The 24,580-nt window shown below is 32.1% G+C and carries 20 protein-coding genes; 8 read left to right on the forward strand and 12 right to left on the reverse strand.

What is annotated here, in order from left to right; translation table 11 throughout:
- Nucleotides 1-440: 440 nt before the first annotated feature.
- From H601_RS0113520 to cas9, 3 genes are read right to left on the reverse strand one after another with little or no spacing between them, the layout of a single operon-like run.
- Entirely contained in the window at nt 441-716 is a 276-nt protein-coding gene (locus tag H601_RS0113520; protein ID WP_026711986.1) for a type II toxin-antitoxin system RelE/ParE family toxin, read from the reverse strand.
- Complete coding sequence (locus tag H601_RS0113525) at nt 703-948, reverse strand: ribbon-helix-helix domain-containing protein (RefSeq protein WP_026711987.1); 246 nt, start codon at nt 946-948, stop codon at nt 703-705. The genes H601_RS0113520 and H601_RS0113525 overlap by 14 nt, the downstream gene beginning before the upstream one ends.
- Nucleotides 949-993: 45 nt before the next feature.
- On the reverse strand, nt 994-5,532 hold the full coding sequence (cas9, locus tag H601_RS0113530) for a type II CRISPR RNA-guided endonuclease Cas9 (protein WP_026711988.1): 4,539 nt from the start codon (nt 5,530-5,532) through the stop codon (nt 994-996).
- A 385-nt stretch (nt 5,533-5,917) separates the two neighbouring features.
- On the opposite strand from cas9, the gene H601_RS0113535 reads away from it, so the two are divergent.
- From H601_RS0113535 to H601_RS0113550, 4 genes are read left to right on the forward strand one after another with little or no spacing between them, the layout of a single operon-like run.
- Nucleotides 5,918-6,595 (forward strand): TetR/AcrR family transcriptional regulator, encoded by a 678-nt coding sequence (locus H601_RS0113535; RefSeq protein ID WP_026711989.1) that lies wholly within the window; start codon nt 5,918-5,920, stop codon nt 6,593-6,595.
- A complete protein-coding gene (locus H601_RS0113540) occupies nt 6,592-8,262 on the forward strand; it encodes a peptidase domain-containing ABC transporter (protein WP_026711990.1) in 1,671 nt (556 codons plus the stop codon). Before H601_RS0113535 ends, H601_RS0113540 begins: the two co-directional genes overlap by 4 nt.
- A gap of 3 nt (nt 8,263-8,265) precedes the next feature.
- Nucleotides 8,266-9,612, forward strand: coding sequence for a putative HlyD family type I secretion protein (locus H601_RS0113545; protein ID WP_026711991.1), 1,347 nt, complete (start codon nt 8,266-8,268; stop codon nt 9,610-9,612).
- Between the two features lie 5 nt (nt 9,613-9,617).
- On the forward strand, nt 9,618-11,018 hold the full coding sequence (locus tag H601_RS0113550; protein ID WP_035656066.1) for a TolC family protein: 1,401 nt from the start codon (nt 9,618-9,620) through the stop codon (nt 11,016-11,018).
- 130 nt (nt 11,019-11,148) lie between these two features.
- Here H601_RS0113550 and H601_RS0113555 read toward each other — a convergent pair whose 3' ends face one another.
- Nucleotides 11,149-12,435: an acetyl-CoA hydrolase/transferase family protein gene (locus tag H601_RS0113555; protein ID WP_026711993.1), complete on the reverse strand. Its 1,287-nt coding sequence runs from the start codon at nt 12,433-12,435 to the stop codon at nt 11,149-11,151.
- 269 nt (nt 12,436-12,704) lie between these two features.
- Between H601_RS0113555 and map the strand changes: the two genes are divergently transcribed.
- Together map and H601_RS0113565 are read left to right on the forward strand one after the other, a co-directional pair.
- On the forward strand, nt 12,705-13,523 hold the full coding sequence (map, locus tag H601_RS0113560) for a type I methionyl aminopeptidase (RefSeq protein ID WP_026711994.1): 819 nt from the start codon (nt 12,705-12,707) through the stop codon (nt 13,521-13,523).
- A 17-nt stretch (nt 13,524-13,540) separates the two neighbouring features.
- Nucleotides 13,541-14,305, forward strand: coding sequence for a class I SAM-dependent methyltransferase (locus H601_RS0113565; protein ID WP_026711995.1), 765 nt, complete (start codon nt 13,541-13,543; stop codon nt 14,303-14,305).
- Nucleotides 14,306-14,344: 39 nt separating this feature from the next.
- On the opposite strand, the gene H601_RS0113570 is transcribed toward H601_RS0113565, so the two are convergent.
- The 8 genes from H601_RS0113570 to H601_RS0113605 all read right to left on the reverse strand — a co-directional run bounded on the left by H601_RS0113570 (nt 14,345) and on the right by H601_RS0113605 (nt 21,894).
- Entirely contained in the window at nt 14,345-15,388 is a 1,044-nt protein-coding gene (locus H601_RS0113570) for an FAD:protein FMN transferase (protein WP_245571663.1), read from the reverse strand.
- Nucleotides 15,342-15,707: a hypothetical protein gene (locus tag H601_RS0113575; protein ID WP_026711997.1), complete on the reverse strand. Its 366-nt coding sequence runs from the start codon at nt 15,705-15,707 to the stop codon at nt 15,342-15,344. The genes H601_RS0113570 and H601_RS0113575 overlap by 47 nt, the downstream gene beginning before the upstream one ends.
- Before the next feature lie 136 nt (nt 15,708-15,843).
- Nucleotides 15,844-17,157 carry an NADH:ubiquinone reductase (Na(+)-transporting) subunit F gene (gene nqrF / locus H601_RS0113580; RefSeq protein ID WP_211223563.1) on the reverse strand — a complete coding sequence of 438 codons (1,314 nt, stop codon included), beginning with the start codon at nt 17,155-17,157 and terminating at the stop codon, nt 15,844-15,846.
- Complete coding sequence (gene nqrE / locus H601_RS0113585; RefSeq protein ID WP_026711999.1) at nt 17,157-17,903, reverse strand: NADH:ubiquinone reductase (Na(+)-transporting) subunit E; 747 nt, start codon at nt 17,901-17,903, stop codon at nt 17,157-17,159. Before nqrE ends, nqrF begins: the two co-directional genes overlap by 1 nt.
- 3 nt (nt 17,904-17,906) lie before the next feature.
- A complete protein-coding gene (locus H601_RS0113590; protein WP_026712000.1) occupies nt 17,907-18,575 on the reverse strand; it encodes an NADH:ubiquinone reductase (Na(+)-transporting) subunit D in 669 nt (222 codons plus the stop codon).
- 3 nt (nt 18,576-18,578) lie between these two features.
- Nucleotides 18,579-19,301 (reverse strand): NADH:ubiquinone reductase (Na(+)-transporting) subunit C, encoded by a 723-nt coding sequence (nqrC, locus tag H601_RS0113595; RefSeq protein WP_026712001.1) that lies wholly within the window; start codon nt 19,299-19,301, stop codon nt 18,579-18,581.
- Between the two features lie 4 nt (nt 19,302-19,305).
- A complete protein-coding gene (locus H601_RS0113600; RefSeq protein WP_026712002.1) occupies nt 19,306-20,520 on the reverse strand; it encodes an NADH:ubiquinone reductase (Na(+)-transporting) subunit B in 1,215 nt (404 codons plus the stop codon).
- Between the two features lie 27 nt (nt 20,521-20,547).
- A complete protein-coding gene (locus tag H601_RS0113605) occupies nt 20,548-21,894 on the reverse strand; it encodes a Na(+)-translocating NADH-quinone reductase subunit A (protein ID WP_026712003.1) in 1,347 nt (448 codons plus the stop codon).
- Between the two features lie 287 nt (nt 21,895-22,181).
- Here H601_RS0113605 and H601_RS0113610 point away from each other — a divergent pair, with 287 nt between their 5' ends.
- Entirely contained in the window at nt 22,182-23,438 is a 1,257-nt protein-coding gene (locus tag H601_RS0113610) for a type IX secretion system plug protein (RefSeq protein WP_026712004.1), read from the forward strand.
- A 2-nt stretch (nt 23,439-23,440) separates the two neighbouring features.
- Nucleotides 23,441-24,577, forward strand: coding sequence for a DUF3667 domain-containing protein (locus tag H601_RS0113615; RefSeq protein WP_026712005.1), 1,137 nt, complete (start codon nt 23,441-23,443; stop codon nt 24,575-24,577).
- Nucleotides 24,578-24,580: the final 3 nt, after the last annotated feature.

Raw genomic sequence — 24,580 nt, forward strand, 5'->3', positions numbered from 1 at the left:
AATATCGTGTTTTCAAATCTTTAATCAAACCACAACTTATTATCCTGTTTTTGTTTTTTGAGTTCTAATATCGTGTTTTCAAATCTTTAATCTAACCACAACATTGGTCATGGTCTCAATTTCTTCAATCAAAATATCGTGTTTTCAAATCTTTAATCAAACCACAACGAGTCGATTCACTATCCCAACCGTGTACAAAATATCGTGTTTTCAAATCTTTAATCAAACCACAACGAGCGGGTGCAATGGGCTACTGCAGATGTAAATATCGTGTTTTCAAATCTTTAATCAAACCACAACATATTTTCGTTAAGCAATAAACCTTTCATTAATATCGTGTTTTCAAATCTTTAATCAAACCACAACGGAGTGAGCTATCGCCGAAACTCCGTTGTGGTTTAAGTTGTTTAAGACATTGAAAATTTTATGTCAATGAACTTTTAAAAATCTTGTCTTCCTATGATGGTGACAATATCTATTTGATTTCCTTTAATATTGTAATAAATCGTATCAACACCACATACACAAAATCTATCAATCTTTCTATACTTCGTATTAACAGGAAACATAAAAGGATTACTTGCTATTTTATGGAAACATTCAAACAACATATCATAATATTTTGCCGCTTGCAAAACCCCAAATTGCCCAAGCCCATATTCAAATATTCTAATAATATCGCCTTCCGCTTCAATAGACAATTTATAATGATACATTGAAGCGTTTTTTTATTTCTTCAAAAAGTTCCTCTTTTGTTTTTGTGCTATAACCGCTTTTTAAACCTCTATCAATTTTCATTTGCACATACTCATGATACGCATCGCGTTCACGAGCTTGTTTAATCAAATAATTTACCGCTTCACTTTTGCTCGTAAATTCTTCCTTCGCTACTTGTTCTTTTAACCATTCATCGTTTTGATTGGCTAATGTGATGCTTTGTCGTGCCATGATTTTATTATTTTGTGGTGTAAATATACACCAAATATAATTGTTTTACAACTTTTGAATTTTTCCAATTGGTGTAATCATAAAATCTATACCTTCAACAAAAGCATTAAATTGATTATGACTCATTTTTCTTGTTGGCTTATTTTCATTTAACTTAAATTCTCCATCTTCGCTGTAATCATCTTTTTTTGCAGTGTCTGATTTTCTTGCTTCATCATATTTTTTAAAATTTAATACACCATATTCATTATCATTTTTCTTATCATACTGTCTAGAAATACCTTCAATTTTATAAATTCTTTGTTCAAGTAAACTTATAGTATTTAAATCATTAATTACCTCTCCCTTTTCAAGAAAAATAACAATTTGTCCCTTTTTTAAAATTAAATCTTTTTTATTTCTATTGATAATTGGAATTATTACCTCCTTTCCTCTTACTTTTTTAATTTTAGATGTAGGGTAGAAACCTTGATTTTCTTTCTTTAAATTTATATAATCTAAATTATTTACTATTTCAAAATCTTTATGTTTATCATCCTTATATAAAGCTATCATATAATTATCATCATTTTGTGCATAAATTAAATGCTTATGTATTTTCCTATTTGCTTTATTCGTTTGAAGATTTTGCTTTGGTTGTTGTTTTATTTCTATTGGAGTATCTTTAACAAAAAGACGTACTTTATGAATTGGTATTTTCTTTTCCTCATTTTGCCATATAATACAATCTTTTTCAATTGTAGCTCCTTCTTTTTTAAATTTTAAAATTTTATTATCAACTGCTTTTTGAATAATCATTTTAATATTACTGTCAACTATTTTTTCAATATCACTAGCATTTAATTTTGTTATTTCTTTTCGCATTACGTATAACTTCTCGACATTACCTTTTGAGTCTTTTTGAAGAATATATTTACCATTTATTTGTAAAGGTTTTCCATTTTCATCAAGCATCCTTTTAGCAACAGCTCCAATAAAACTTTGTTTATGAAGTGAACCTCTAGCAGAATCACTTTTTTGAATAATTGGCAATGGCTTACCTTCATTATCTTTTTGATAAACTATAATTTCTTTGCCCGTTTCGGGATGCTTATAGGTGACTTTTATTTTCTTGTTATTTGCATCTAATTTTATTTCTCCATTTTCATCTTTTACATATTCTGGTATATGAAGTAACTTTCCTTTCTTTCTTAATTTTTTATAGGTGGTTACTTTCATCACATCTTTTTTGATATGTTTTACCAAAACTGTTTCTTCAATTTCTTTTAAATCATGTGCGAAACCTTTCCAAGGAATTGTATTTCTTATAATTTCTTTTGCCTCTTCTTTTTTATTCTCGTCTTCCTTCTCCCAATATTTGGCTAATAAATCATATTTATCTTTTGTAATACAAGCAATAACAACTGCATCTTTACAATGATGCGTATGGTTATCTCTGTTTTTTTCTAACTTCCCATTTTCTTCTTTATAAAAAACATCTTTTGCCCATAATTTTCTGAACTCATCTGTCATAGTTCCTTTTACCGAATACACTTTTTCAAAACATGATTTTAAATAGTTTTGAGCAAATCGAGTAATTAAACCTACATCAACTTTTTGACTATTTTTAAATCCATCGGTAATGTCTTGCATAACAAATCTATTATACTTTCCATACCAATAATTATATTCCATTTTTAACTTATGCCTTTCTTGAATATTTTTATCTTTTTTATCTTTATCCGTAATTCTGCTTCCTTTTTTCTTTAGTATTTCAATTTCTTTATCTAATGAGATATATCTATTTTTCCAATGTCCAATACGAAGCAAAACATCTTCACTATTATCGAGTTCACATGGTAATAATTGTTTCTTTTTATCTCTATTAAATTTAGCGTCTGCCAGAGTTTTATTTTCCATACTATTGTCTTGAGACAAACTTCTTGGCAAAGTGTGTTCTATATCATACTTCGGGTTTTCCCCTAAAAAGTCTGACAATCTAATAGTTTTTCCTGTATAAAGACAAATATGGTTTTGTTCTTTCCAAAGTTCATATTTTAAGATTTCTTCTTTTGTTACTATTTTTTTATCCTCTCTTTGCTCCAGAGCAAATTGAAACTTAAGAATGTCATCATCATTAGGATTGATTGTACTCCCAGTTTCTTTAAAATATAATTCTTCTATTTTTTGTTTATAGATAGCTCTCAAATTTTCCCTTTCTTTCTGATATTCTTCAATTGCTTTTCTTTTGTTATTGTCATTTAATTCTCTAGCAGTTTCAACATGAATAATTGTACTTTTATCTATTTTCCCTTCTATAAGTAAGGTATTAATCAATTTACGTAATTGATGAACTGATTTCATAGCCATAGGATTTTTTATAGATGTGTTCAATGGACTTCCAAGACCCAAAAGGTCATTTCCATTTTCATCTTTATAAGCTTTACCATCATAATCTTTTAAGAGTTTAGCTTTAAACTTTTCGATTGCAGATGGGTGATATAATTTTTTCAAATCATTTTCATCACAGTATTCAAAACTTAACAAATAGTTTTTTACTTTTTCTTCTAATGTTTCAATTTTAATTCTTTTTCTTAATTCTAGATTTTTAAGCATCAGATTAAAATAATACTCAAAATATTCGTCTTTATCATCATTATTATTCCATGCTTTTCTTCCAAAAACATCTTCAAATTTTGACCACAAATCTTTTCTAAATATTTGCTTTGCTTCTTTAGAATAATAAACTCGATTTTCCTTATCTTCATAATATTTAGACAGTAAATCATTTACAGCATTACTATATTTTTTTTCAAGAGAATAAGTATCAATTATACTTCCAATTTCAAATTCGATTTCTTTTCTTTTATTTAAGTCATTCCAAAATTCATCCTTTATAACATTTTCAATATTTGCCATAAAAACAGCATGTGAGTATAGTAAACCTTTTGCCAAATATTTATTTATTTTTTCGATAGCACTTAAACTCAAATCAGAATAACCTGTTTTTAATGAAACACTTGAAAATTTAGCTGCTTTTACATTATCAAGTTTTAATTTTTCAGAAGCAAAGCTTTCTAATTTTTTCGCATCTGTAAAAGTCTGCCAAGCATGCCAAACATCAATATAATTATATTTTATATATTTACCTTTAGAATTCAATTTATCTGTAACTACCTCAAATGATTTCCATTCTTGTCCAAATATTGAAATTAAATTAGATATTGTTGGACAACCTGACACTGTTGCATTTAGTTTGTAGTTTACAAGATACTCTGCTGTTTTTGCTTCTTTATTTTTAAAATATATTGCTGTTTTATCTTTTGGAATTAGTTCATCAACCAAATCTTTAAAATCAAAAGTTGGTTTTGTTTTTCTGTAAAATTGTTTTTTTACTTTTATGATTTCTTCATCAGTTAATTTTCGGAGTTTTTCATCAACAGGAGTCTTAATTTTAATATTATTGACGAATTGTAACATTCTAAATTCTTCAAATTCAGGCCTTGACAAGCTACATCTTCTTTTATTTATTTGAAAATTACAATAACCCACCATCCCTTTCTGAGATTTTAAAGGCTTTTGAAAAAAAATAGCTTTTATTAATGCATCTTTTATTTTTTTATCTATTTCTTGCTTTTGACAGATAATATTAAACTCTTTTAAATAATGTTCTTTTCGACCAGTATAATGATTTCTAATTTTTGCATTTTTTACTATTAGTTCTTTTTCACCTTCTTTTACTATATTAAATTCTTTATTATAAATTGAATAAAAATACTGACCAATAGTATCAAATTTATTTTCTTCAAGAAGTGTATCTAATTCTTTAATTCCTTTTTTTACGGGACCAGAAGTTTCAGGTTTATTTAGATAATCATTGATTTCTTTTTTTACAGTATCAATCTCACTATACTTTATATCTTTGTTATTTATAATTTTGTAAATTTTTGATTTGATATTTTTAATCTTTGTTTCTGTAGGATCTAAATCTTTTCTTCCTTCCAGTTCAAAATCTATAAATTGATTTTCAAATTCTAATTTTAAAGTTGTTAAATCACTTTCTTCAACATAAATTTTTAATTTTTCTTTTAGATTATCAATTTTACTATCATCCGTCTTATCTAATCTATTGCTAAGAAAACCTCTTCTTTGAGCTAAATGATAAAATACTCTACCTAAATCATAGTTTGAAAGTTTTTCTTTAGTTGCTTTATTTCTTAAATAATATGGATTTTTATGTGATTTATCATCCGTTTTTAACCAATCTAAAAATGTCTCTGAACAAGGATATATGGTAAAATTTGATTTTTTCCAAACATCTAATTGTTGCATTTCGAGTGGACACATTTCATTTTCAATTAAAACTTTTAAGGTTTCATATTTCCTTACTTTTAATCTTAGTTTCAATTTTCTTATTCCTCTAAAATTAGTTCTTTCAGAAGTTTTTGATTTATATTTTCCTTTATCATCTTTCAAAACACCAGCATCAAAAACTAAAACTCCTTTATCTTGAAGTTTAAATTGAATATTATTTTCTTTATAATATTCCACAATCGCCCACCCAATCGAGTTCGTTCCTAAATCCAATCCTAAAATTTTTGCCATAACTATCTGCTTTTAAATCAATTTATAAAATTAATAAAAAGAATTTTACTTTTTTTACTGAAATCCGTAATCCAACAAAAAAAGTTTTTTCTTATATTTGTCTCAGATTAATATTTCAAATCTTTAATCTTATCACAATAAGGCTATATGCCGTAGAGAAATCTATAATCCCGCGTACTCCGTGGGATTTACTCTTTATAATAGAAAGTAAACTTTAATTTCTGCTTCGGTGGGACTTTTCATTTTATAAACCTTTCAACTCTTAATTTGCATAGCTCGAAAACATTTTTATCTCTTTCTTTTCATTTACTTTTCCTAAAAATAAGTTAATTACTTTTATGCTTAATAGTAATACTACTACATTTGCGTGGTAAATTGTTAAGCTATGCAAAATATTATATCCGGTTTAAAGGTAAATGTGAGTCCGATGATTTATGTCAAAGACCCGGAAACTTCCGATTTAGGCAAAAAAATCATCGAACACAGCATTGATTTGATTGATGAAATTGGTTTTGATAATTTTACTTTTAAAAAACTTGGCGAACGCATTGGCTCCAATGAAAGTTCTATTTATCGCTATTTTGAAAACAAACATAAATTGCTACTTTATCTATCTTCATGGTATTGGGGCTGGATAGAATTCAAATTGATTTTGTCCACCAACAACATGCAAAATCCGGTAGAAAAATTAACAAAAGCCATCGAAATTGTAACAGAAGAAATTAACATTGATAATAATCATCCACACATTAATGAAATAAAATTGCATCAAATTGTTGTGTGTGAATTTTCAAAATCATATTTGACAAAAGAAGTCGATCATGAAAATAAAAATGGGTATTTTCTCATCTACAAAAGAGTCATCAACTCAATAATAGGTATGGCTGAGGAAGTAAACCCAAACTATCCATTTATGAAAAGTTTAGTATCATTGGTGGTAGAAGGTTCTTTGCATCAACATTTTTTGAAAAACCATTTCAAAACCATTACTAATTGTTCTGAAAACGTAACTCCTACTGATTTTTTTACTGATTTAATGCTAAAACAACTACAAACGTCATGAAAAACAATAATAGCGAATCGCCTTTAAAACGATTCATCAACCTTTTAAAGCTGGATAAAAAAGATATTTATCAAGTGTTGTTTTATTCCATTTTTTCAGGAGTTGTTAGTTTGTCTTTGCCTTTAGGAATTCAAGCTATTATCAACTTAATTCAAGGTGGATTGGTAAGTGTATCTTGGATAATCTTAGTATTCGTGGTAATTATCGGCATTACGTTTAATGGTATTTTAAAGTTAATGCAACTTCGTATTACAGAAACCATTCAACAGAAAATTTTTATCCGTTCGTCATTTGAATTCACCTATCGTTTTCCAAAAATTAAATATACTGAATTCAACAATCAATATCCGCCAGAACTAGCCAATCGCTTTTTTGATACGTTAACGGTACAGAAAAGTGTAGCAAAATTAGTTTTGGATTATTCAGAATCGTTGCTGCAAATTATTTTTGGTTTGTTGTTGCTTTCCATTTATCATCCGCTATTCATTCTTTTCGGGTTACTCCTTTTTATTGTTTTGTATTTAATTTTTAAATTTTCATTTGAAATAGGATTAAAAACAAGCTTAAAAGAGTCAAAATACAAATACAAAGTTGCCCATTGGATTCAAGAAATTGCAAGAAATTATTTTGGATTTAAAAGCAAACATGAGGCTGAATTTGCCTTGTACAAAAATGACAAATTAGTCAATGAGTATTTAAATTACAGAGAAAGCCATTTTGCAGTAATCAAAAAACAATTCATGCAATTGATTGGTTTTAAAGTACTCATCTCTGCCGGATTATTATTTATTGGAGGATTTTTAGTCATCAAACAAGAATTAAACATCGGTCAGTTCGTTGCGGCAGAAATCATTATCTTATTAGTCATTAATTCAGTTGAAAAAATCATTATTGGTATTGAAACCTTTTATGATTGCTTAACTTCTGTTGAAAAAATAGGGCAAGTGGTTGACATGGAAATTGAAGAAGTTGCAGAGTTGCCCCTCACCTATTGCTACAACAAAATCAATTTTGACATTGAAAATTTGAGCCATACGTATCCGGGGGAGAATAAAAAGACGTTAAATAACATCTCGTTAAAAATTCAACAAGGTGATAAAATCTTCTTAGAAGGCAATAATGGCTCAGGAAAATCAACCTTCTTACGTATTTTAGCCGGACTCATAGAAGTGAAATCAGGCAATATTTATTTGAATGATGAAAATTATAAAAAATTAAACATCAATCAATTCCGCTCACAAATCGGATTAATCACAGCCGGGCAAACCACTTTTGAAGGAACCATTTTAGAAAACATCACATTTAATAACCCAAACGTTACGAATGAAAATTTGAAATGGGTTATTGAAAAAGTAAAACTGCAAGAAGAAATCAAAAAAATGCCAAACGGTTTAGATGAAATTATTTATACTGACGGCAAGCAGCTCTCAGCCTCTTCCATGCAAAAAATATTATTAGCCAGAGCCATTGTTAATAAACCCAATGTGCTGTTTTTAGAAGATCCTTTTGATAAAATGGATACAGATAAAGCGAATGAAATTATCGACTTTATTTTATCAAAAGAAAACAATTGGACCGTAATTGTCATTTCAAAAAATGATTATTGGAAACAAAAATGCTCTCGCATACTTACTCTAGAAAAAGGAAAATTAATTTCAGATCAATAAGCCATGTTAAATATCACTAAAAATAGTCTGAATGATAAAATAAATTTGAATCGATTTAAAACGGTTCAGTTTCTTCATGAACGTAAATACGCCAAACGATTCAATCAATTTTTAATTGGTGCTTCAATCTTTACCTTATTATTTGTGCTTTTGCCATGGACACAAAATATTAGAGGAAATGGTTTTGTAACCACAATTGCTCCCGAACACCGACCACAAACGATTCATACCGCAATTGCCGGAAGAATTGAAAAATGGTATGTTTCAGAAGGTCAATTTGTAAACAAAGGCGACACCATTTTATTTATTTCGGAGATAAAAGAAGATTACTTTGACCCCAATTTAGTGGCCAATACCGAAAGTCAAATGAAAGCAAAACAACTTTCAGAAACATCGTATGAAAGCAAAGCAAAATCTTTAGCCACTCAAATTGTTGCCATTGAACGAGAAAAAACATTAAAACTCGAACAAGCCAGAAACAAAATCGAACAATCGCTTTACAAAGTAAAAAGCGATAGTATGGATTTAGAAGCGGTGAAAACTCAACTCAAAATTGCTCAAACGCAATTTAAACGTTCACAAGATTTAAACAAAGAAGGGTTAAAACCGATGACAGATGTGGAAGACAAACGTTTAAAATTGCAAGATGCGGAGGCAAAAATCATCACACAACAAAATAAACTATTAAGTTCGAAAAATGATTTAATCAATGCAAGGGTTGAAATTAATCGAATAACAGCAGAATATGCTGATAAAGTTTCAAAAGCAGAAAGCGATCGATTTACGGCTTTGAGTAGCCAATTTGATACAGAAGCACAAGTGAATAAGCTTCAAAATCAAGTAACAAACTACAAAATGCGAAATGAATTGTATTACATTAAAGCTCCGCAAAGTGGTTTTGTCAACCGTGCATTACAATCGGGTATTGGTGAAACGATAAAAGAGGGAACTCCGATTGTCAGCATAATGCCATCTAAATATGCCATTGCAGTAGAAACATTTATCGAACCAATCGATATGCCATTGATTCACAAAGGTGAAAAAGTTAGAATTTGGTTTGACGGATGGCCAACCATCGTTTTTAGTGGATGGCCGAACACTTCGTATGGAACTTTTGGAGGTGAAATTGTTGCCATTGAAAATTTTATCAGTACCAATGGAAAATACAGGGTTCTAATTGCTCAAGACCCAAAAGACAAACCTTGGCCAAAAGAACTCAATATTGGTTCAGGAGCACAAACGTTTGCTTTGTTGAACAATGTTCCGATATGGTATGAAATATGGCGAAATTTGAATGGTTTCCCACCTGATTTTTATACGCCAAAACAATCCAACGAATCCAAAAAGTAACCAAAATGAAAAAAGTATATCTTCTTTTTTTACTTCTTACAAGCCTTTCTTGGTCGCAAAATCAGGCTAACCCAGATTTGCTGACGTTGGATGCCTATTTAGGGTATGTAAAACAATTTCATCCTTTGGTGAAACAAGCCAATTTGGAAGTTAGTCAAGCTCAGGCCGGTATCATTGCCGCTCGTGGTGGGTTTGATCCTAAAATTGAAGTAGATTATGAGAAAAAACAATTCAAATCTACAGAGTATTTTGATTTGTTAAATGCCACTTTTAAAATTCCAACTTGGTATGGTATTGAAATCAAAGCGAGTTTTGACCAAATGGATGGATTTTACTTGAATCCGCAAAATACCACGCCAACCCCAGGTTTAGTAGCCGCAGGAATTTCTATCCCAATTGGACAAGGCTTATTCATAAACAACCGAATGGCTGATTTACGCAAAGCAAAGATTTTCAACAATTTATCAAAAGCGGAAAGAGATTTAGAAGTAGCCAATGTGCTTCATTCCGCCGCAAGTAGTTATTTTAACTGGTATCGGAATTATAATGAATATAAACTTTATGAAACGTTTCTTAAGAATGCTGAATTTCGATTAAACGGCATCAAAGAATTGATTTTAGCAGGTGACCGTCCGGCAATTGATAGCATTGAAGCCGGAATTTTAGTGAAACAAAGAAAATTAAGTTTAGAACAATCCCGTTTGAAATGGATAAAATCTAAATTAGAATTGTCAAATTTTTTATGGTTGGATAATTCTATTCCATTAGAGTTGCAAGACAACATTATTCCGGAAAGCGATTTGAATAAAAAAGTGGAAAATACATTGAAAACAAATGGGTTGATGTTATCCAATATCGACATTCAAAATCACCCAAAAATTCTGGCTTTACAGAATAAAGTTTCTATTTTAGAAGTAGATAAAAAATTAAAAGGTGATTTATTAAAACCTACTTTGAATTTGAATTATAATTACCTATCTGAACCTGATTTTATTGGTGATTTTAATACCGTAAATTATAAATATGGATTAAATTTCAGCTTCCCACTTTTTTTGAGAAAAGAACGAGGAAATTATAAAATGGCCAAATTCAAATTGCAAGATGCAGAATTAGACTTAAAATTGGAAAACCAAGTGTTGGTCAACAAAATCAATTATCAATTGGAGGAAATCAATTCATTGAAAAATCAATTATCATTAACTGATGAATTGGTAACCAATTTTGAAAAAATGTTAGAAGCTGAAGAACGCATGTTTTTGTTTGGAGAAAGTTCACTTTTTATCATCAACTCACGTGAAAACAGTTTGCTCAGCAGCAATTTACAACTGATTGATACGGAATTAAAATTTTGCACTTCCCACGCTGATTTGTTTAAATTAATCGCGAATCCGCAGTTTAATGATTAATTGGTTAGATTTTTTTGTTTAAAAGTTTATGAGTTTAAAAGTTTAAAAGAGAATTTAGTCATTAATCGTAATCCATCAACGCCATCCCTCATAAACTTTTAAACCTTTAAACTCTTAAACCTAAATTAAATCAACAACCCATCTTTTTGATTTCCATCATCTCATAATATGCTTTTTCAATCCATTCACGGTGGTTGGGATGGGCAATTTTAACCATTTCAGCCACGCGTTGTTTCAAAGTTTTACCGTATAAATTAGCTATTCCGTATTCCGTAATAATATATTGAACATGCGAACGAGTAGTTACCACACCGGCACCTTGTTTTAAAAACGGCACAATGCGGCTTTCTCCTCTTTTGGTTTGTGAAGGAAGAGCAATAATCGCTTTTCCACCCACACTCAAAGAAGCTCCACGGATAAAATCCATTTGTCCTCCAACACCGGAGTACATTTTTCCACCGATGGAATCGGCACAAACTTGTCCGGTTAAATCAACTTCAATGGCTGAATTAATAGCTACCATTTTTGGGTTTTTACGAATTCTGGCAGTATCATTAACGGCTGATGATTCTTTCAATTCAACAAAAGAATTATCATCAACAAAATCATATAATCGTTTTGAACCCATCAAAAAAGTAGCTAAAACCCGACCACGAGTTGTGCCTTTATAATTGCAATTGATGACATCACTTTCGATTAAATCGATTACGCCGTCTGAAAACATTTCGGTATGCAAACCTAAATCTTTGTGGTTGGTAAGTTTGCTTAATGCAGCATTTGGAATGGAACCAATTCCCATTTGCAAGGTACTTTTATCTTCGACTAAAGAGGCGATATACCCTCCAATTATTTCTTCTTCGGGTGTAAATGTTTCAATTCCATGCGTAAAAATAGGTTCATTTACTTCCACTAAATAATCTATCTCTGATTCGTGTAAAATCCCATCACCAAACGTTCTTGGCATTTGCGGATTCACTTGTGCAATGACTATTTTCGCTTTTTCAATCGCTGCAATAGTTGCTTCTACCGAAACCCCCAACGAACAATAACCATGTCTATCCGGTGGTGATACATGAATAAATACTACATCTAACGGCAATACATTTTTACGAAACAAGTTGGGTAATTCACTCAAAAAAACCGGCGTATAAGAGCCATTTCCGGCTTTAAGCGTATGGCGAACATTGGCTCCGATAAAAAAAGAATTGACATGAAAACTTGACGCTAAGTCCGGGTTGGCGTAGGGTGCTTCTCCTTCGGTGTGTAAGTGACAAATTTCAACATTCTTTAGTTCAGCTGCTCTTTTAGTGAGTGCTTTTGTTAATACGGTTGGTGTAGCAGCGGCTGCATGTAGATAAACCCTATCACCGGATTTTACAACTTTTACAGCTTCATCTGCGGTAACATATTTGCTCATAATTCCTAAATTTTAAACAAAGATAAGCGTGATTTTTCGTTTAAAAACTGATATTTCTCATAGTTTTTGCTGATTTTAGCCCCGGTAGCAGCGTAAAGCCTTTTGAAGGATTGAGGCAGTTTTTCTTGGTAAAAAAAAGCGACGGCAGGGAGCTCTTTTTTGCCCTTAGAAAAACGCCGCAAGACAAAAAAGCTTGTAGCGGATGACGGGAAATTGCTTCTGATAAAAAAAGATAAAAAAGTGTACCTTTGTCACTTTAAATTTTGAATATGATTATCCCTAAAACCCGAGAAGAGATTGAGTTAATGCGAGCGAGTTCGCTATTGGTTTCTAAAACGCTTGGTATGATTGCAAAGGAAATTAAGCCCGGTGTTACGACCTTGTATTTAGATAAATTAGCTGAAGAATTCATTCGTGACCATGGCGGAGTTCCTGCTTTTTTGGGGTTATATGGTTTTCCAAATTCGTTGTGTATGAGTCCAAATGCTCAAGTGGTTCATGGCATTCCAAACAATAAACCGTTGGAAAGCGGCGATGTAATTTCGGTGGATTGTGGGGTATTGATGAATGAATTTTATGGTGACCATGCGTACTCATTTGAGATTGGTGAAGTAGCTCCTGAAACTAAAAAGTTATTGAAGGTAACCAAAGAATCATTATATGTAGGCATTAGACAATTTAAAGCTGGTAACCGTGTTGAAGATGTGGGGAATGCCATTCAAACCTATTGTGAATCGCATGGTTATGGAGTAGTTAGAGAATTAGTTGGACACGGTTTAGGAAGAAAAATGCACGAGGATCCGGAGATGCCTAACTATGGCAAAAAAGGCAGAGGAAAATTGTTTGTAGAAGGCATGGTTGTTGCCATTGAACCGATGATCAACATGGGTACAAAAAACATCAAACAGTTGAAAGACGGTTGGACTATTTTAACAGCTGATATGAAGCCAAGTGCACATTTTGAGCACAATGTGGCGTTGATTGATGGGAAACCGGAGTTGCTTTCTACGTTTCAATATGTGTATGATGCGTTGGGAATTGAAAGTGATGAGGAGAAGGAGTTTAGGAGAACACCTTTGGTTGTTTAATCAATCGTTTGCTCATAATGAAAAAAGTATTCAAATTTATATTAAACACAATTCCACGCCCACTGTTGATTCGGTTGAGTTATGTGGCAAGACCAATTTTGGCATTTTTACTTAAAGGAAATCGGTTCACTGACCCAATAGACGGTAAAAGTTTTAGAATGTTTTTGCCCTATGGATATGGAAAACAACGCAATAATGTATTGTCCCCAAGTACACTTTCTTTGGAAAGACATCGGTTGCTGTGGTTGTATTTGAATGAACAAACAGACTTTTTTACTGCTCCAAAAAAGGTTTTACATTTTGCTCCTGAACAAGCGTTTTATAAAAGGTTTAGAAATCAAAAGAATTTAGATTACACCACAACCGATTTATTTTCGCCTTTGGCAGATGTGAAAGCGGATATTTGCAATCTTCCGTTTGACGATAATTCGTATGATGTAATTTTATGTAATCATGTTTTGGAGCACATTCCAGATGATACCAAAGCAATGCAAGAATTGTATCGCGTTTTAAAACCAGGTGGTATGGGAATTTTTCAGATTCCGCAAGATTTGTTAAGAGCCACTACTTTTTCGGATGATTCGATTACGGATGAAAAAGAACGTGCCAAAATTTTTGGTCAATATGATCATGTTCGCGTATATGGAAGAGATTATTTTGACAAACTGAGAAGCATTGGTTTCACAGTTGTTGAAGAAGATTATACGGCAAAAATTTCACCAGAATTAGTGAAAAAATATTGTTTAGCAAATGGGGAAATTATTCCGGTTTGTTTTAAATAAAAAAAATAGCCAACAGTTTCAACCGTAGTTCAACAAAATTTAATCGACAACTAATTTCTCAAAATTAGGTGTTTTGAATTGTAGAATTGTATTTTGCTCATCGGTGTAAATCAATAACACATACAAATCATTTCTGTCTTTCAGGAAATCTTGGGTTTGTTGCAAATCCATAACCATAAAAGCGGTTGCATATCCATCTGCATCAATACATTTTTTTGATAAAACGGTCGCACTTAACACCTTACTTTGCTGTGAAAGTCCGGTTTTGGGATTGATAATGTGAACAAATTTTTCACCGGTAAGCGAATCGGTTTTTACTTTTCGATAATTTCCGGATGTAGCCATTCCAAGGTTTTCTAACTTGATTTTAGCAATCAAAGTACGTTCTTCCGGTGATTGTGTAGGATCATCAATTCCAATAACCCAATTTTTATTTTCAATCGTATTTTTACCAAAAGCTACAATTTCTCCACCAATTTCTACTATACCGTTTTCAATACCTTTTGATTTTAAAAAATCTACCACCACATCTACCGAATAGCCTTGGGCTATGGCATTGAAATCAAAATAAGTTTGTGGAAATTTTTTTGAAATCGTTCTGTTTTCATTCAATCGAACTTTATCAAAACCCACATACTGCAATAAACTGTCTATTTTTGCAGAATTTAAATCGATCTTCTGCTTTTTAGGACCAAAACCATAGGCGTTTACCAAAACCCCTATTGTGGGGTCAAAAAGCCCATCAGTTTCTTTATAAATTCTGGAAGAAACTTCAACTGTTTTTACAAAAAAATCATCAACTACAATTGTAGAATCCCCATCATTAATTTTGGATATTTTGGAATCGGGTCTATAGGTTGAAAGTGATTCATCAAAAGCTAAAAGCAACGAATCAATTGCTTTTTTGGATACCAATTCCGAAGAACTGATATACTTCACAGCATACGTACTTCCTTGAGCTTCTCCTTGGATGATTATAATTTGATTTTTCTCTTCCTTTTGGCATGCGGCAAAGCATAATACTAGTAAAAATAGACTAACTAATTTCTTTAATTCCATTGTAGTTGATGATGTAATCTTCATTTTTCAATAGTGGTTTTTCAAAATCGGCAGCATTGGCAATACCAACCCCGGCATAAAGTACTTTGGCTTTTAATTTTTGGGCATGGCGTTTAAACGTTTCCATCCATAGCACATCATAATCTTCCGGATTTTCTGGATAATTATAGACGGTTACTAGCACAAAATGTAAGGTATTAGTTGGTTTATCTACGCACACAAACTGAGGATGTCGTTTTAATTGACTGTTTACGGCTATAAACTCAAAACCTTTGGTTTCAAGATCTTTTCCCACGTGATTCATGGCGATGTTATGTAAATCTTGTTGAGACAATACTTCCATGCTGTAAAATTAAATAGAAATTATAGAAACGATTCTTAAGAAAAACAAAAAACCATTAAGAAATTAAGGAAATCAAGTATTGAAACTCAAGAAACTTAACTACTTAATGGTTTAAGTATTTAAAAGATAAAATAAATTATCCTCCGAAATCGTCGAAACGAATATTTTCTGGATCTAAACCAAAGTCTTCACCCATTTTTTGAACTGCTTTGTTCATCATTGGTGGTCCACAGAAGTACAATTCAATATCCTCTGGGTTTTCGTGTTTAGATAAGTAATTATCAATTACTACATTGTGGATGAAACCAACAAAACCGTCACCTTCACCGTCTATACCATCTTTCACTTTCCAGTTGTCTTCCGGAAGTGGTTCAGAAAGTGCTAAATAGAACTTAAAGTTAGGAAAATCTTTCTCCAAAGCTCTAAAGTGATCCGTATAGAACAATTCGCGTTTAGAACGACCTCCATACCAATACGTAACTTTTCTACCTGTTTTCACAGTTCTGAAAAGGTGATACAAATGCGAACGCATAGGTGCCATTCCGGCACCACCACCCACGTACAACATTTCAGCTTCTGATTCGTTAATAAAGAACTCTCCATAAGGACCTGAAACTACTACCGGGTCACCTGCTTTTCTAGAGAAAATATAAGAAGAAGCGATACCTGGATTTACTTTTGCCCATCCGTTGATATTTCTATCCCATGGTGGTGTAGCTACACGCACGTTCAACATGATTTTTCTTCCTTCGGCAGGGTAAGAAGCCATAGAGTAAGCTCTTTCTACCAAGTCGTCATTTTTCATTACCAATGGCCAAAGATTGAATTTATCCCATTCAGCTTTGAATTTATCCGGTTCACCCGGATGTTCTACAGGATGTGCTGTAATATCAATATCTGAATATTTTACTTCACATTTTGGAATTTCAATTTGAATATAGCCACCCGCTTCATAATGCATATCTTCAGGTAATTCTACAATGAATTCTTTAATAAAGGAAGCAACACTGTAATTGGAATACACTTTAGCTTCAAATTTTTTGATACCAAAAACTTCTTCCGGTACTTCAATAACCATGTTACTTTTTACTTTCACTTGGCAACCCAATCTCCATCCTTCAGCCAATTCTTTACGGCTAAAGTGAGGAACTTCAGTAGGTAGAGCTTCTCCACCCCCATCTAAAACTTTACATTTACATTGGATACAAGTTCCACCACCACCACAAGCCGATGGTAAGAAAATTTTACTTGAACCTAAAGTAGATAACAAAGTACTTCCGGAACCTACTTCAATTTCGTTTTCTCCGTTAATTTTAATCTTCACAGGACCTGAAGGTACCAATTTTGCTTTGGCAAAAAGAATAATCCCTACCAATATCAATAATAAAATCATAAAGGCAATAACGGTAGTGGAAATTAATCCACCTGTGCTAACTTCTAATGCTATCATTATTCCTGAATATTATTTGTTAATGAATCATTTACTGTTGCAGCAGAATCAATGATTTCTAGAGAATTAGAAATTTCTTCTGATGGAACTACATTTTCAACTACATCTTTTTTAGGGGCAGGTTCATCACCACCGGTTAACATACCACCAAAAGACATAAATCCGATTGCCATTAAACCTGTTAAAATAAAAGTCATACCTAATCCTCTAAAAGCCGGAGGAACGTTAGAATATCTGATTTTTTCACGGATGGCACCAATAGCAACAATCGCTAAAAACCAACCAATACCAGAACCAAGCCCATAAACAGTTGCCTCAGTAATTGTAGCAAAATCTTTTTGTTGCATAAACAATGAACCCCCAAGAATTGCACAGTTAACCGCAATAAGTGGTAAAAAGATACCTAATGAATTGTATAAAGCTGGTGCAAATTTTTCAACAATCATTTCAACTAATTGTACCATTGTTGCAACAGTTGCAATAAATAAAATAAAGGTTAAAAAACTTAAATCATAATCAGCATATTCTTCGCCTAACCATGTTAAAGCACCTGGACGAAGTAAATATTTATCCAATAAATAGTTTAACGGAACAGTGATAACTTGAACAAATATAACTGCTGCACCTAATCCAACAGCGGTAGATACTTTTTTAGAAACCGCTAAGTACGAACACATTCCTAGGAATGTAGCGAAAATCATATTTTCAATGAAAATTGATTTTAAAAATAATTCTAATAATTCCATTTCTTAGTTTGTTTCTATTAAATTTTTATTTCTTGAACGTTGGAAACCTATGATTAAACCTAGGGTAATTAAAGCCATTGGAGCCAACAACATAAAACCACTATTTTCATAACCTATAGCATACAAACCGGTTTTTTCAACTGGATCTCCTAATACCGGAATACCAAATAACTTTCCAGAACCCAATAATTCTCGAAAAAATCCTACGATAACTAATATTAATCCATATCCTGTCGCATTACCAACTCCATCTAAAAAAGATTTCCAAGGTGTGTTTGCAAGGGCAAACGCTTCAAAACGTCCCATGATGATACAGTTGGTAATAATTAACCCTACGAAAACCGAAAGTTTCTTAGCTAAATCCGGCACATAGGCTTTTAAGGTTAAATCAACTATAATTACCAAAGCAGCAACAACTACTAATTGAGCAATGATACGAATGGAAGAAGGAATTACATTACGCATTAAAGAAATAACCACGTTACCTACTCCCAATACAAAGATTACAGACAAAGCCATAATCACAGAAGCGTTAAGTTCGGCAGTAATTGCTAAAGCTGAACAAATTCCTAATACTTGAACCGTAACGGGATTGTTATCCGTTAAGGGGTCTTTTACTAATCCGATGTTTTTCTTTGAAAACAAAGGTTCTTTTTCTGATGTATTAGCCATGGTTTATTTTTTTAATGTTTCAAAATAAGGCAAGTATAAACTAATGCCTGAATTTATCATTGCTCCTACGCCATTTCCGGTGATAGTTGCACCTGAAATAGCATCTACTTGATTATCCGTTTTATCTTCATTGTTAGGGTCACCGTTTGATTTAGAAATTTCAACGCCTTTGAAATTTCCTGTTGCATCAAAAAGGTTTTCACCTTTGAAGTCATCTCTAAAGAAAGGTTCAGTAATATTAGCTCCTAAACCTGGAGTTTCAGCTTTATGATCAAAATACACTCCATTTAAACTTTTCAAATCGTCATTAATGGCAATATAACCCCAAATAGCATCCCAAAGACCATTACCTCTAACCGGTAAAATGTAAATGGTTTTCCCGTCTTTTTCAGCTACAAATAAGGGTAAACGTTGTGTTTGTCCTTTTTTGGCAGCTTCTTGTTCTTTTTTTACATCAATTAAATAAGCCATTGCATCATCAGCCACCTCAGTTCCGGTGATTACTTTTTGCTCTTTAATATATTGTGTAAACATTTCAGAAGCATTGGAGCGATTAGCATCAACACCAATAGCTGATAAAATATCAATCTGAGCTTTTACTTGATCGTTCTTCACACGTAGGTCTTTTGTGAAATTGGCAAAGAAAGCCAACAACGCCCCTACCACTACAACTAATACTACCGCAAAAATTATAGTATATCCGTTTGAATCTGTACGTTTTGACATAATATTAGGTAGTTTTAACTTTTAAACGTTTCATTCTTCTTTTCACATTCGCTTGTACCACATAATGGTCAATCGTTGGAGCAAATACATTCATTAAAATAACCGCCATCATAACCCCTTCTGGATAAGCCGGATTGAAAACGCGAATCATGATACTGAAAAACCCGATTAAGAAACCGTAAATAATTTTTCCGGTTGCCGTTTGTGCAGCAGATACCGGATCCGTGGCCATATAAACGATACCAAATGCAATACCTCCTACCATCAAATGTTGCCAAAATGGGAAAGCCATCAAACTATAGAATTTACTAGATTCAGTAATTACTCCGGCATCTACAATATTATTAAAGATTAACCCCATAACGGCTGCTCCAACTACTGCAGAAATCATAATTCTAGCACTTCCGATGCCTGATGCAATTAAGATTGCGGCACCTACTAAAATTAAAAACGTAGACGTTTCCCCTACTGAACCAGGAATGAATCCAAAAAACATATCTGAAACAGAATAGCCTACTTCTTTATTTGCAGCTAATGTTCCTAAAACGGTTTCACCTGAAATAGCATCTGTTCCGGCAGCATTTTTCACACCGTCAACTGCTCCATGCACCCATACTTTATCTCCAGACATCCAAGCCGCCCAGTTAAAGAACAAGAACGCACGTATAGTAAGAGCCGGATTCAATACATTCATTCCGGTTCCACCAAACAATTCTTTCCCGATGATTACACCAAAAGCAACAGCTACTGCCAACATCCATAAAGGTAAATCAATCGGCATGATTAACGGAACTAACATTCCGGTTACCAAATATCCTTCTTCAACCTCATGTTTTTTTACAGTAGCAAAGATAAACTCAATTCCAAGTCCAACTCCATATGAAACAGCAAGCATTGGTACGATTTTACTAAACCCAACCCAAAAGTTGTCAAGATTCCAAAACTCAGTAGAAAAAAATGACATTCCAGAAGGGAAACCATTAATTTGACCGTAATGTTGAAACCCAGCATTAAACATTGCAAAAATCAATACTGGTACCATTGCCATGATTACCGTGTTCATTACCCTTTTCAAATCCGCTGCATCTCGAACATGAGCACCGGAGTGCGTCGTAATATTGGGCATATAAAGAAAAGTATGCAAGGCGTTGAAAGACTGTTCCATCTTGGTTCCGCGGTACTTTTCTTTTAAATTATGTAAATTTTGTTTTAAACTCATTTTTGTGATATTTTAAGTTGAAATGAATTAACCCACTTCTTTAATCATTACATCCAATCCGTTTCGTACAATATGTTGGTGGTCTTGTTTAGACACACATACATATTCCGTTAGAGCAAAATCTTCCGGTGCTACTTCATAAATACCTAAAGCTTCCATTTGATCGATATCTTTTACCAAAATGGCTTTCAACAATTGCATCGGATAAATATCAAGCGGACAAACTTTTTCGTACTCTCCGGTTAACACAAAACCTCTGTGTTCCCCATTAGTATTAGTATTCAAATCGTATTTTTTTCCAGGTGTTAAGAATGAAAACATTCCGGCACGATATACACTGAATTTATTTGGTCTTGGTAAATTCCATCCAAAGAAATCATAATCATCACCTTCTGGAATAGCCGTAATTTGTGTATGATAAAAACCAACACTATCTGTAGTCGATTTTTTATCACCGGTTAACACATCGCCACTGATGACTCTGTAATTTCCATTTTTTAAATTGGCATTCACCACATCAGCTACTTGTGCTCCCATTTTGGCTACTACATATCCTGGTTTTTCAAATCCGGTACCTGCAAGAGCCAATGTTCTTTCTAGGTTAACTTTTCCGGTTAAGAATAATTCACCAATGATAGCAACATCTTCAATTTGAACCACCCATACTTTTTCTCCTTTGTTGATTGGATCAATAAGACCGATTTGAGTAGAAACCAAACCAATTGGATGTTTTCCGTAACCTTTGTGTAGTTCGGCTTTGATACCATCCGGCATAAAGTCAGCATTTGGTGAAACCGTTACATGTACTTTTCCGGAAGTTAATTTTTGCAACGCATCAAAACCGGCTTTTAAAGCTTCTTTTTTTCCTTTCAAAGTGAAATTCAAATCAGACGCCAATGGAGCAGAATGAATTGCCGAAACAAAAATTGCTTTTGGTGAATCAGCCGAATTTGCAATAACATCATACGGACGTTGTTTTACAAAAGGCCAACAACCAGAAGCTAATAAATGCTCTTTCACTTCTTCCGTTGATAAATCATTTGGATTTTTAGGACTATGCTCTACAAAAGTATCCTGAGCATCAGCTAAAATAGTGATTTCTAAAATCACTCTTTTTTCACCTCTTTTGATCTCTTGGATTTTTCCGCTAACCGGAGAAACAAACTTTACTTTCTCATCTGTTTTAGAAAAGAAAATAACCTCACCGGCTTTCACACTTTCGCCTTCTTTTTTAACTAATTTTGGCACAACACCATGAAAATCAGAAGGTTTGATAGCATAGACTTTCGAGCGGGCTATTTCAGAAACGTTTAATTCTGCTTCACCCTTCAACTTAAGGTCTAACCCTTTTTTAATTCGAATGTCTTTTGACATATTAATGAAGATATGATTAGTAAATAGTTTACAAATAATTAAAACGGTGCAAATTTAAAAATTAAAATACAATAGGTTGCCATGAATTAACAATTGTACAATCATTTTTTTGTTATTTATAATCATTACAAATAACAAAGTCCAATATGACGAATAAAACCAAAAGTAAAGTTGTCTACTATCCTCTAAATTCATCATTTAAATTCAATTCACAAAATAAAGGAAGCGATAATATTGGTATAATTTATGCAAATAATAGTATATTTACCTTCTTTAAAACAAAACGTATGTCTAAACTATTTGCCACATTGTTTATTTTGTGCTTTTTTGGAACTTTAAATGCACAAATTGAACAAGAAATTGCACCACCTTTCAATATTAAAACCGCTACTTTTATTCAAGGAAATCAAAATGCAATACCTATTTTTCAACTTGGTGATAGATTTATGTTTCAATTTGATGATTTATTTGGTGATGAAGCCAACTACTATTACACCATCACACACTGCGATTATAATTGGCAGAAATCACAATTAAATCAAAACGAATACCTTGTTGGTTTAGACAATCAAAGAATTATCACTTATGAGAATTCGTTCAACACTTTGCAGTTGTATTCACAATACAGAATTTCATTTCCTAATCAATTTACGAAAGGATTTAAGGTTAGTGGAAATTATATGTTGAAAATTCTAAACAATAATCAAGAAGTAGTTTTTTCCCGAAAATTTATTCTTTATGAAAATTTAGTTTCGGTTCCGATGCAAGTTAGAAATGCCCGAGATGTTAGATATTTAAATCAAAAACATAATTTAGAATTTTCTATTCGTCCCAATAATTTATTGCTTCAAAATCCGGTTCAGAATGTAAAAGTAATGTTATTGAAAAATGGAATATGGAATACCGCTATTACTAATGTGAAACCAATGTTTACATTAGGCAATGAATTGGTATATAAATATGATAAAGAAACCCAATTTTGGGCAGGAAATGAATTTTTATTTTTTGACAATAAAGACATTCGTAATGCAGTAAACAACATACAATCAATTGACTCAAAGGGAGGGATTTATAACACATATCTATATACCAATGCTGCTAGAAGAACCAATGAATACACTTTTTTTCCTGATGCAAACGGAAATTTTGTGATTCGGAATGTAGCCACAAGAGAAAATGTAAATGTGGAAGCGGATTATTCATGGGTATTTTTTACATTAAGTGCTCCAACCTACTACGGTAAAAAAGATGTTTATATTACCGGCATGTTCAATAATTATGCATTATCACCGGAATACAAAATGGATTATAATAGAGAAAAAGCGGTTTATGAAAAAGCATTAATCATTAAGCAAGGGTTTACAAATTACGAATATACGCTAGCTGATACCAAAGGAAATGTTGATTTTGAAAACGCTTTAGATGGTAACTTTTTTCAAACCGAAAACAATTATTTTTGCTTAGTGTATTATAGAGCAAACAATGACCGATTTGATCGAGTTATCGGAAAAGGAATGGCAAGCTCAGTTGATATTATCAAATAAAGATGTCGGAATCTACTAAAGAAATAAAAAATTATCGTGGTTTAAAATGTTTAAACTGCAATCATCCATTAGACATTTCTGATAAGTATTGTCCGAATTGTAGCCAAAAAAATTCAACCAAACGACTTAGTTTAAAGGACTTTGTTGATGAATTTTTAGCCAACTTCTATGCGTATGATTCTAAGGTTAAAAATACCATAATCCGATTATTTACTAAACCCGGAAAAACTGCTAAAGAGTTTATTGATGGTAAAAGATTAACCTATGCAAATCCGTTTCGTTTTTATTTGAGTGTGTCGCTAATTTATTTTATTATTAGTGGACTTATCAGCAAATATAATGTTGAAACAATTGAAGATTTAGACCAATCAAAGTTGACAAAAAAAGAGGAAACTCAAAAAAAACCGAAAGAAGAAACTCAAAAAAAACCAAAAGACAGTCTAAAAAACAATGTAGTATTTAGTAAAGAATTTGAAAAAATTTCTACTCAAATTGACTCAGTTGAAAAAGAAGAAAAAAAGAAAAAACCTAAAAAAGTTATTCTTTACTCTGAAAAACAATTGGAGAACTATGGTTTTTTTAAACGTACAAAATTGAAACTTGAAACCTATGAAAATTTTTTGGATAGCTCTAAAACAACCTATCCGCCAAAAATATTTGATACATTAAAACATGAAAACACAGCTTGGAATAGATATTTACTCAAAAAAACATATCAACTTCAAAAAATAGGTGAAGAGGAAAACGAAAGTGGTCAATCAAAATTTTTACAATATATGGAGGAAAAATATCCTTTCATTTTATTTGTTTCTCTTCCGTTTATGACTATTGTTTTTGCACTTTTATATTTTCGAAAAAAATTAACGTACGCTGAACACATGGTTTTTGTGTTTAATTTCATGAGTTTTATTTTTTTATCACTTATTTTAGAGCAAATCATCTTTTTATTCACCGATTTTGAACTAGCTTGGATTTTAATTTTTGTATTTCCGTTTTACTTCTATAAAGGTTTAAGAAATTTTTATCAACAAAGTAGGTGGAAAACAATTTTAAAATTTGTAATTTTGAGCTTTTTATTACCAACAACTGCTTCATTTGTAGCACTTTTTGTTTTGTTTATTGGATTTTTGTTGTATTAAATT

Source organism: Flavobacterium filum DSM 17961, assembly GCF_000425465.1.
GTDB classification, from domain to species: domain Bacteria; phylum Bacteroidota; class Bacteroidia; order Flavobacteriales; family Flavobacteriaceae; genus Flavobacterium; species Flavobacterium filum.

What these genes read in the sequence shown, in the direction of transcription:
- H601_RS0113520 (WP_026711986.1), bottom strand. Translation starts at nt 716, where the DNA reads ATGTATCATTATAAATTGTCTATTGAAGCGGAAGGCGATATTATTAGA.
- H601_RS0113525 (WP_026711987.1), bottom strand. Translation starts at nt 948, where the DNA reads ATGGCACGACAAAGCATCACATTAGCCAATCAAAACGATGAATGGTTA.
- cas9 (WP_026711988.1), bottom strand. Translation starts at nt 5,532, where the DNA reads ATGGCAAAAATTTTAGGATTGGATTTAGGAACGAACTCGATTGGGTGG.
- H601_RS0113535 (WP_026711989.1), top strand. Translation starts at nt 5,918, where the DNA reads ATGCAAAATATTATATCCGGTTTAAAGGTAAATGTGAGTCCGATGATT.
- H601_RS0113540 (WP_026711990.1), top strand. Translation starts at nt 6,592, where the DNA reads ATGAAAAACAATAATAGCGAATCGCCTTTAAAACGATTCATCAACCTT.
- H601_RS0113545 (WP_026711991.1), top strand. Translation starts at nt 8,266, where the DNA reads ATGTTAAATATCACTAAAAATAGTCTGAATGATAAAATAAATTTGAAT.
- H601_RS0113550 (WP_035656066.1), top strand. Translation starts at nt 9,618, where the DNA reads ATGAAAAAAGTATATCTTCTTTTTTTACTTCTTACAAGCCTTTCTTGG.
- H601_RS0113555 (WP_026711993.1), bottom strand. Translation starts at nt 12,435, where the DNA reads ATGAGCAAATATGTTACCGCAGATGAAGCTGTAAAAGTTGTAAAATCC.
- map (WP_026711994.1), top strand. Translation starts at nt 12,705, where the DNA reads ATGATTATCCCTAAAACCCGAGAAGAGATTGAGTTAATGCGAGCGAGT.
- H601_RS0113565 (WP_026711995.1), top strand. Translation starts at nt 13,541, where the DNA reads ATGAAAAAAGTATTCAAATTTATATTAAACACAATTCCACGCCCACTG.
- H601_RS0113570 (WP_245571663.1), bottom strand. Translation starts at nt 15,388, where the DNA reads ATGAAGATTACATCATCAACTACAATGGAATTAAAGAAATTAGTTAGT.
- H601_RS0113575 (WP_026711997.1), bottom strand. Translation starts at nt 15,707, where the DNA reads ATGGAAGTATTGTCTCAACAAGATTTACATAACATCGCCATGAATCAC.
- nqrF (WP_211223563.1), bottom strand. Translation starts at nt 17,157, where the DNA reads ATGATAGCATTAGAAGTTAGCACAGGTGGATTAATTTCCACTACCGTT.
- nqrE (WP_026711999.1), bottom strand. Translation starts at nt 17,903, where the DNA reads ATGGAATTATTAGAATTATTTTTAAAATCAATTTTCATTGAAAATATG.
- H601_RS0113590 (WP_026712000.1), bottom strand. Translation starts at nt 18,575, where the DNA reads ATGGCTAATACATCAGAAAAAGAACCTTTGTTTTCAAAGAAAAACATC.
- nqrC (WP_026712001.1), bottom strand. Translation starts at nt 19,301, where the DNA reads ATGTCAAAACGTACAGATTCAAACGGATATACTATAATTTTTGCGGTA.
- H601_RS0113600 (WP_026712002.1), bottom strand. Translation starts at nt 20,520, where the DNA reads ATGAGTTTAAAACAAAATTTACATAATTTAAAAGAAAAGTACCGCGGA.
- H601_RS0113605 (WP_026712003.1), bottom strand. Translation starts at nt 21,894, where the DNA reads ATGTCAAAAGACATTCGAATTAAAAAAGGGTTAGACCTTAAGTTGAAG.
- H601_RS0113610 (WP_026712004.1), top strand. Translation starts at nt 22,182, where the DNA reads ATGTCTAAACTATTTGCCACATTGTTTATTTTGTGCTTTTTTGGAACT.
- H601_RS0113615 (WP_026712005.1), top strand. Translation starts at nt 23,441, where the DNA reads ATGTCGGAATCTACTAAAGAAATAAAAAATTATCGTGGTTTAAAATGT.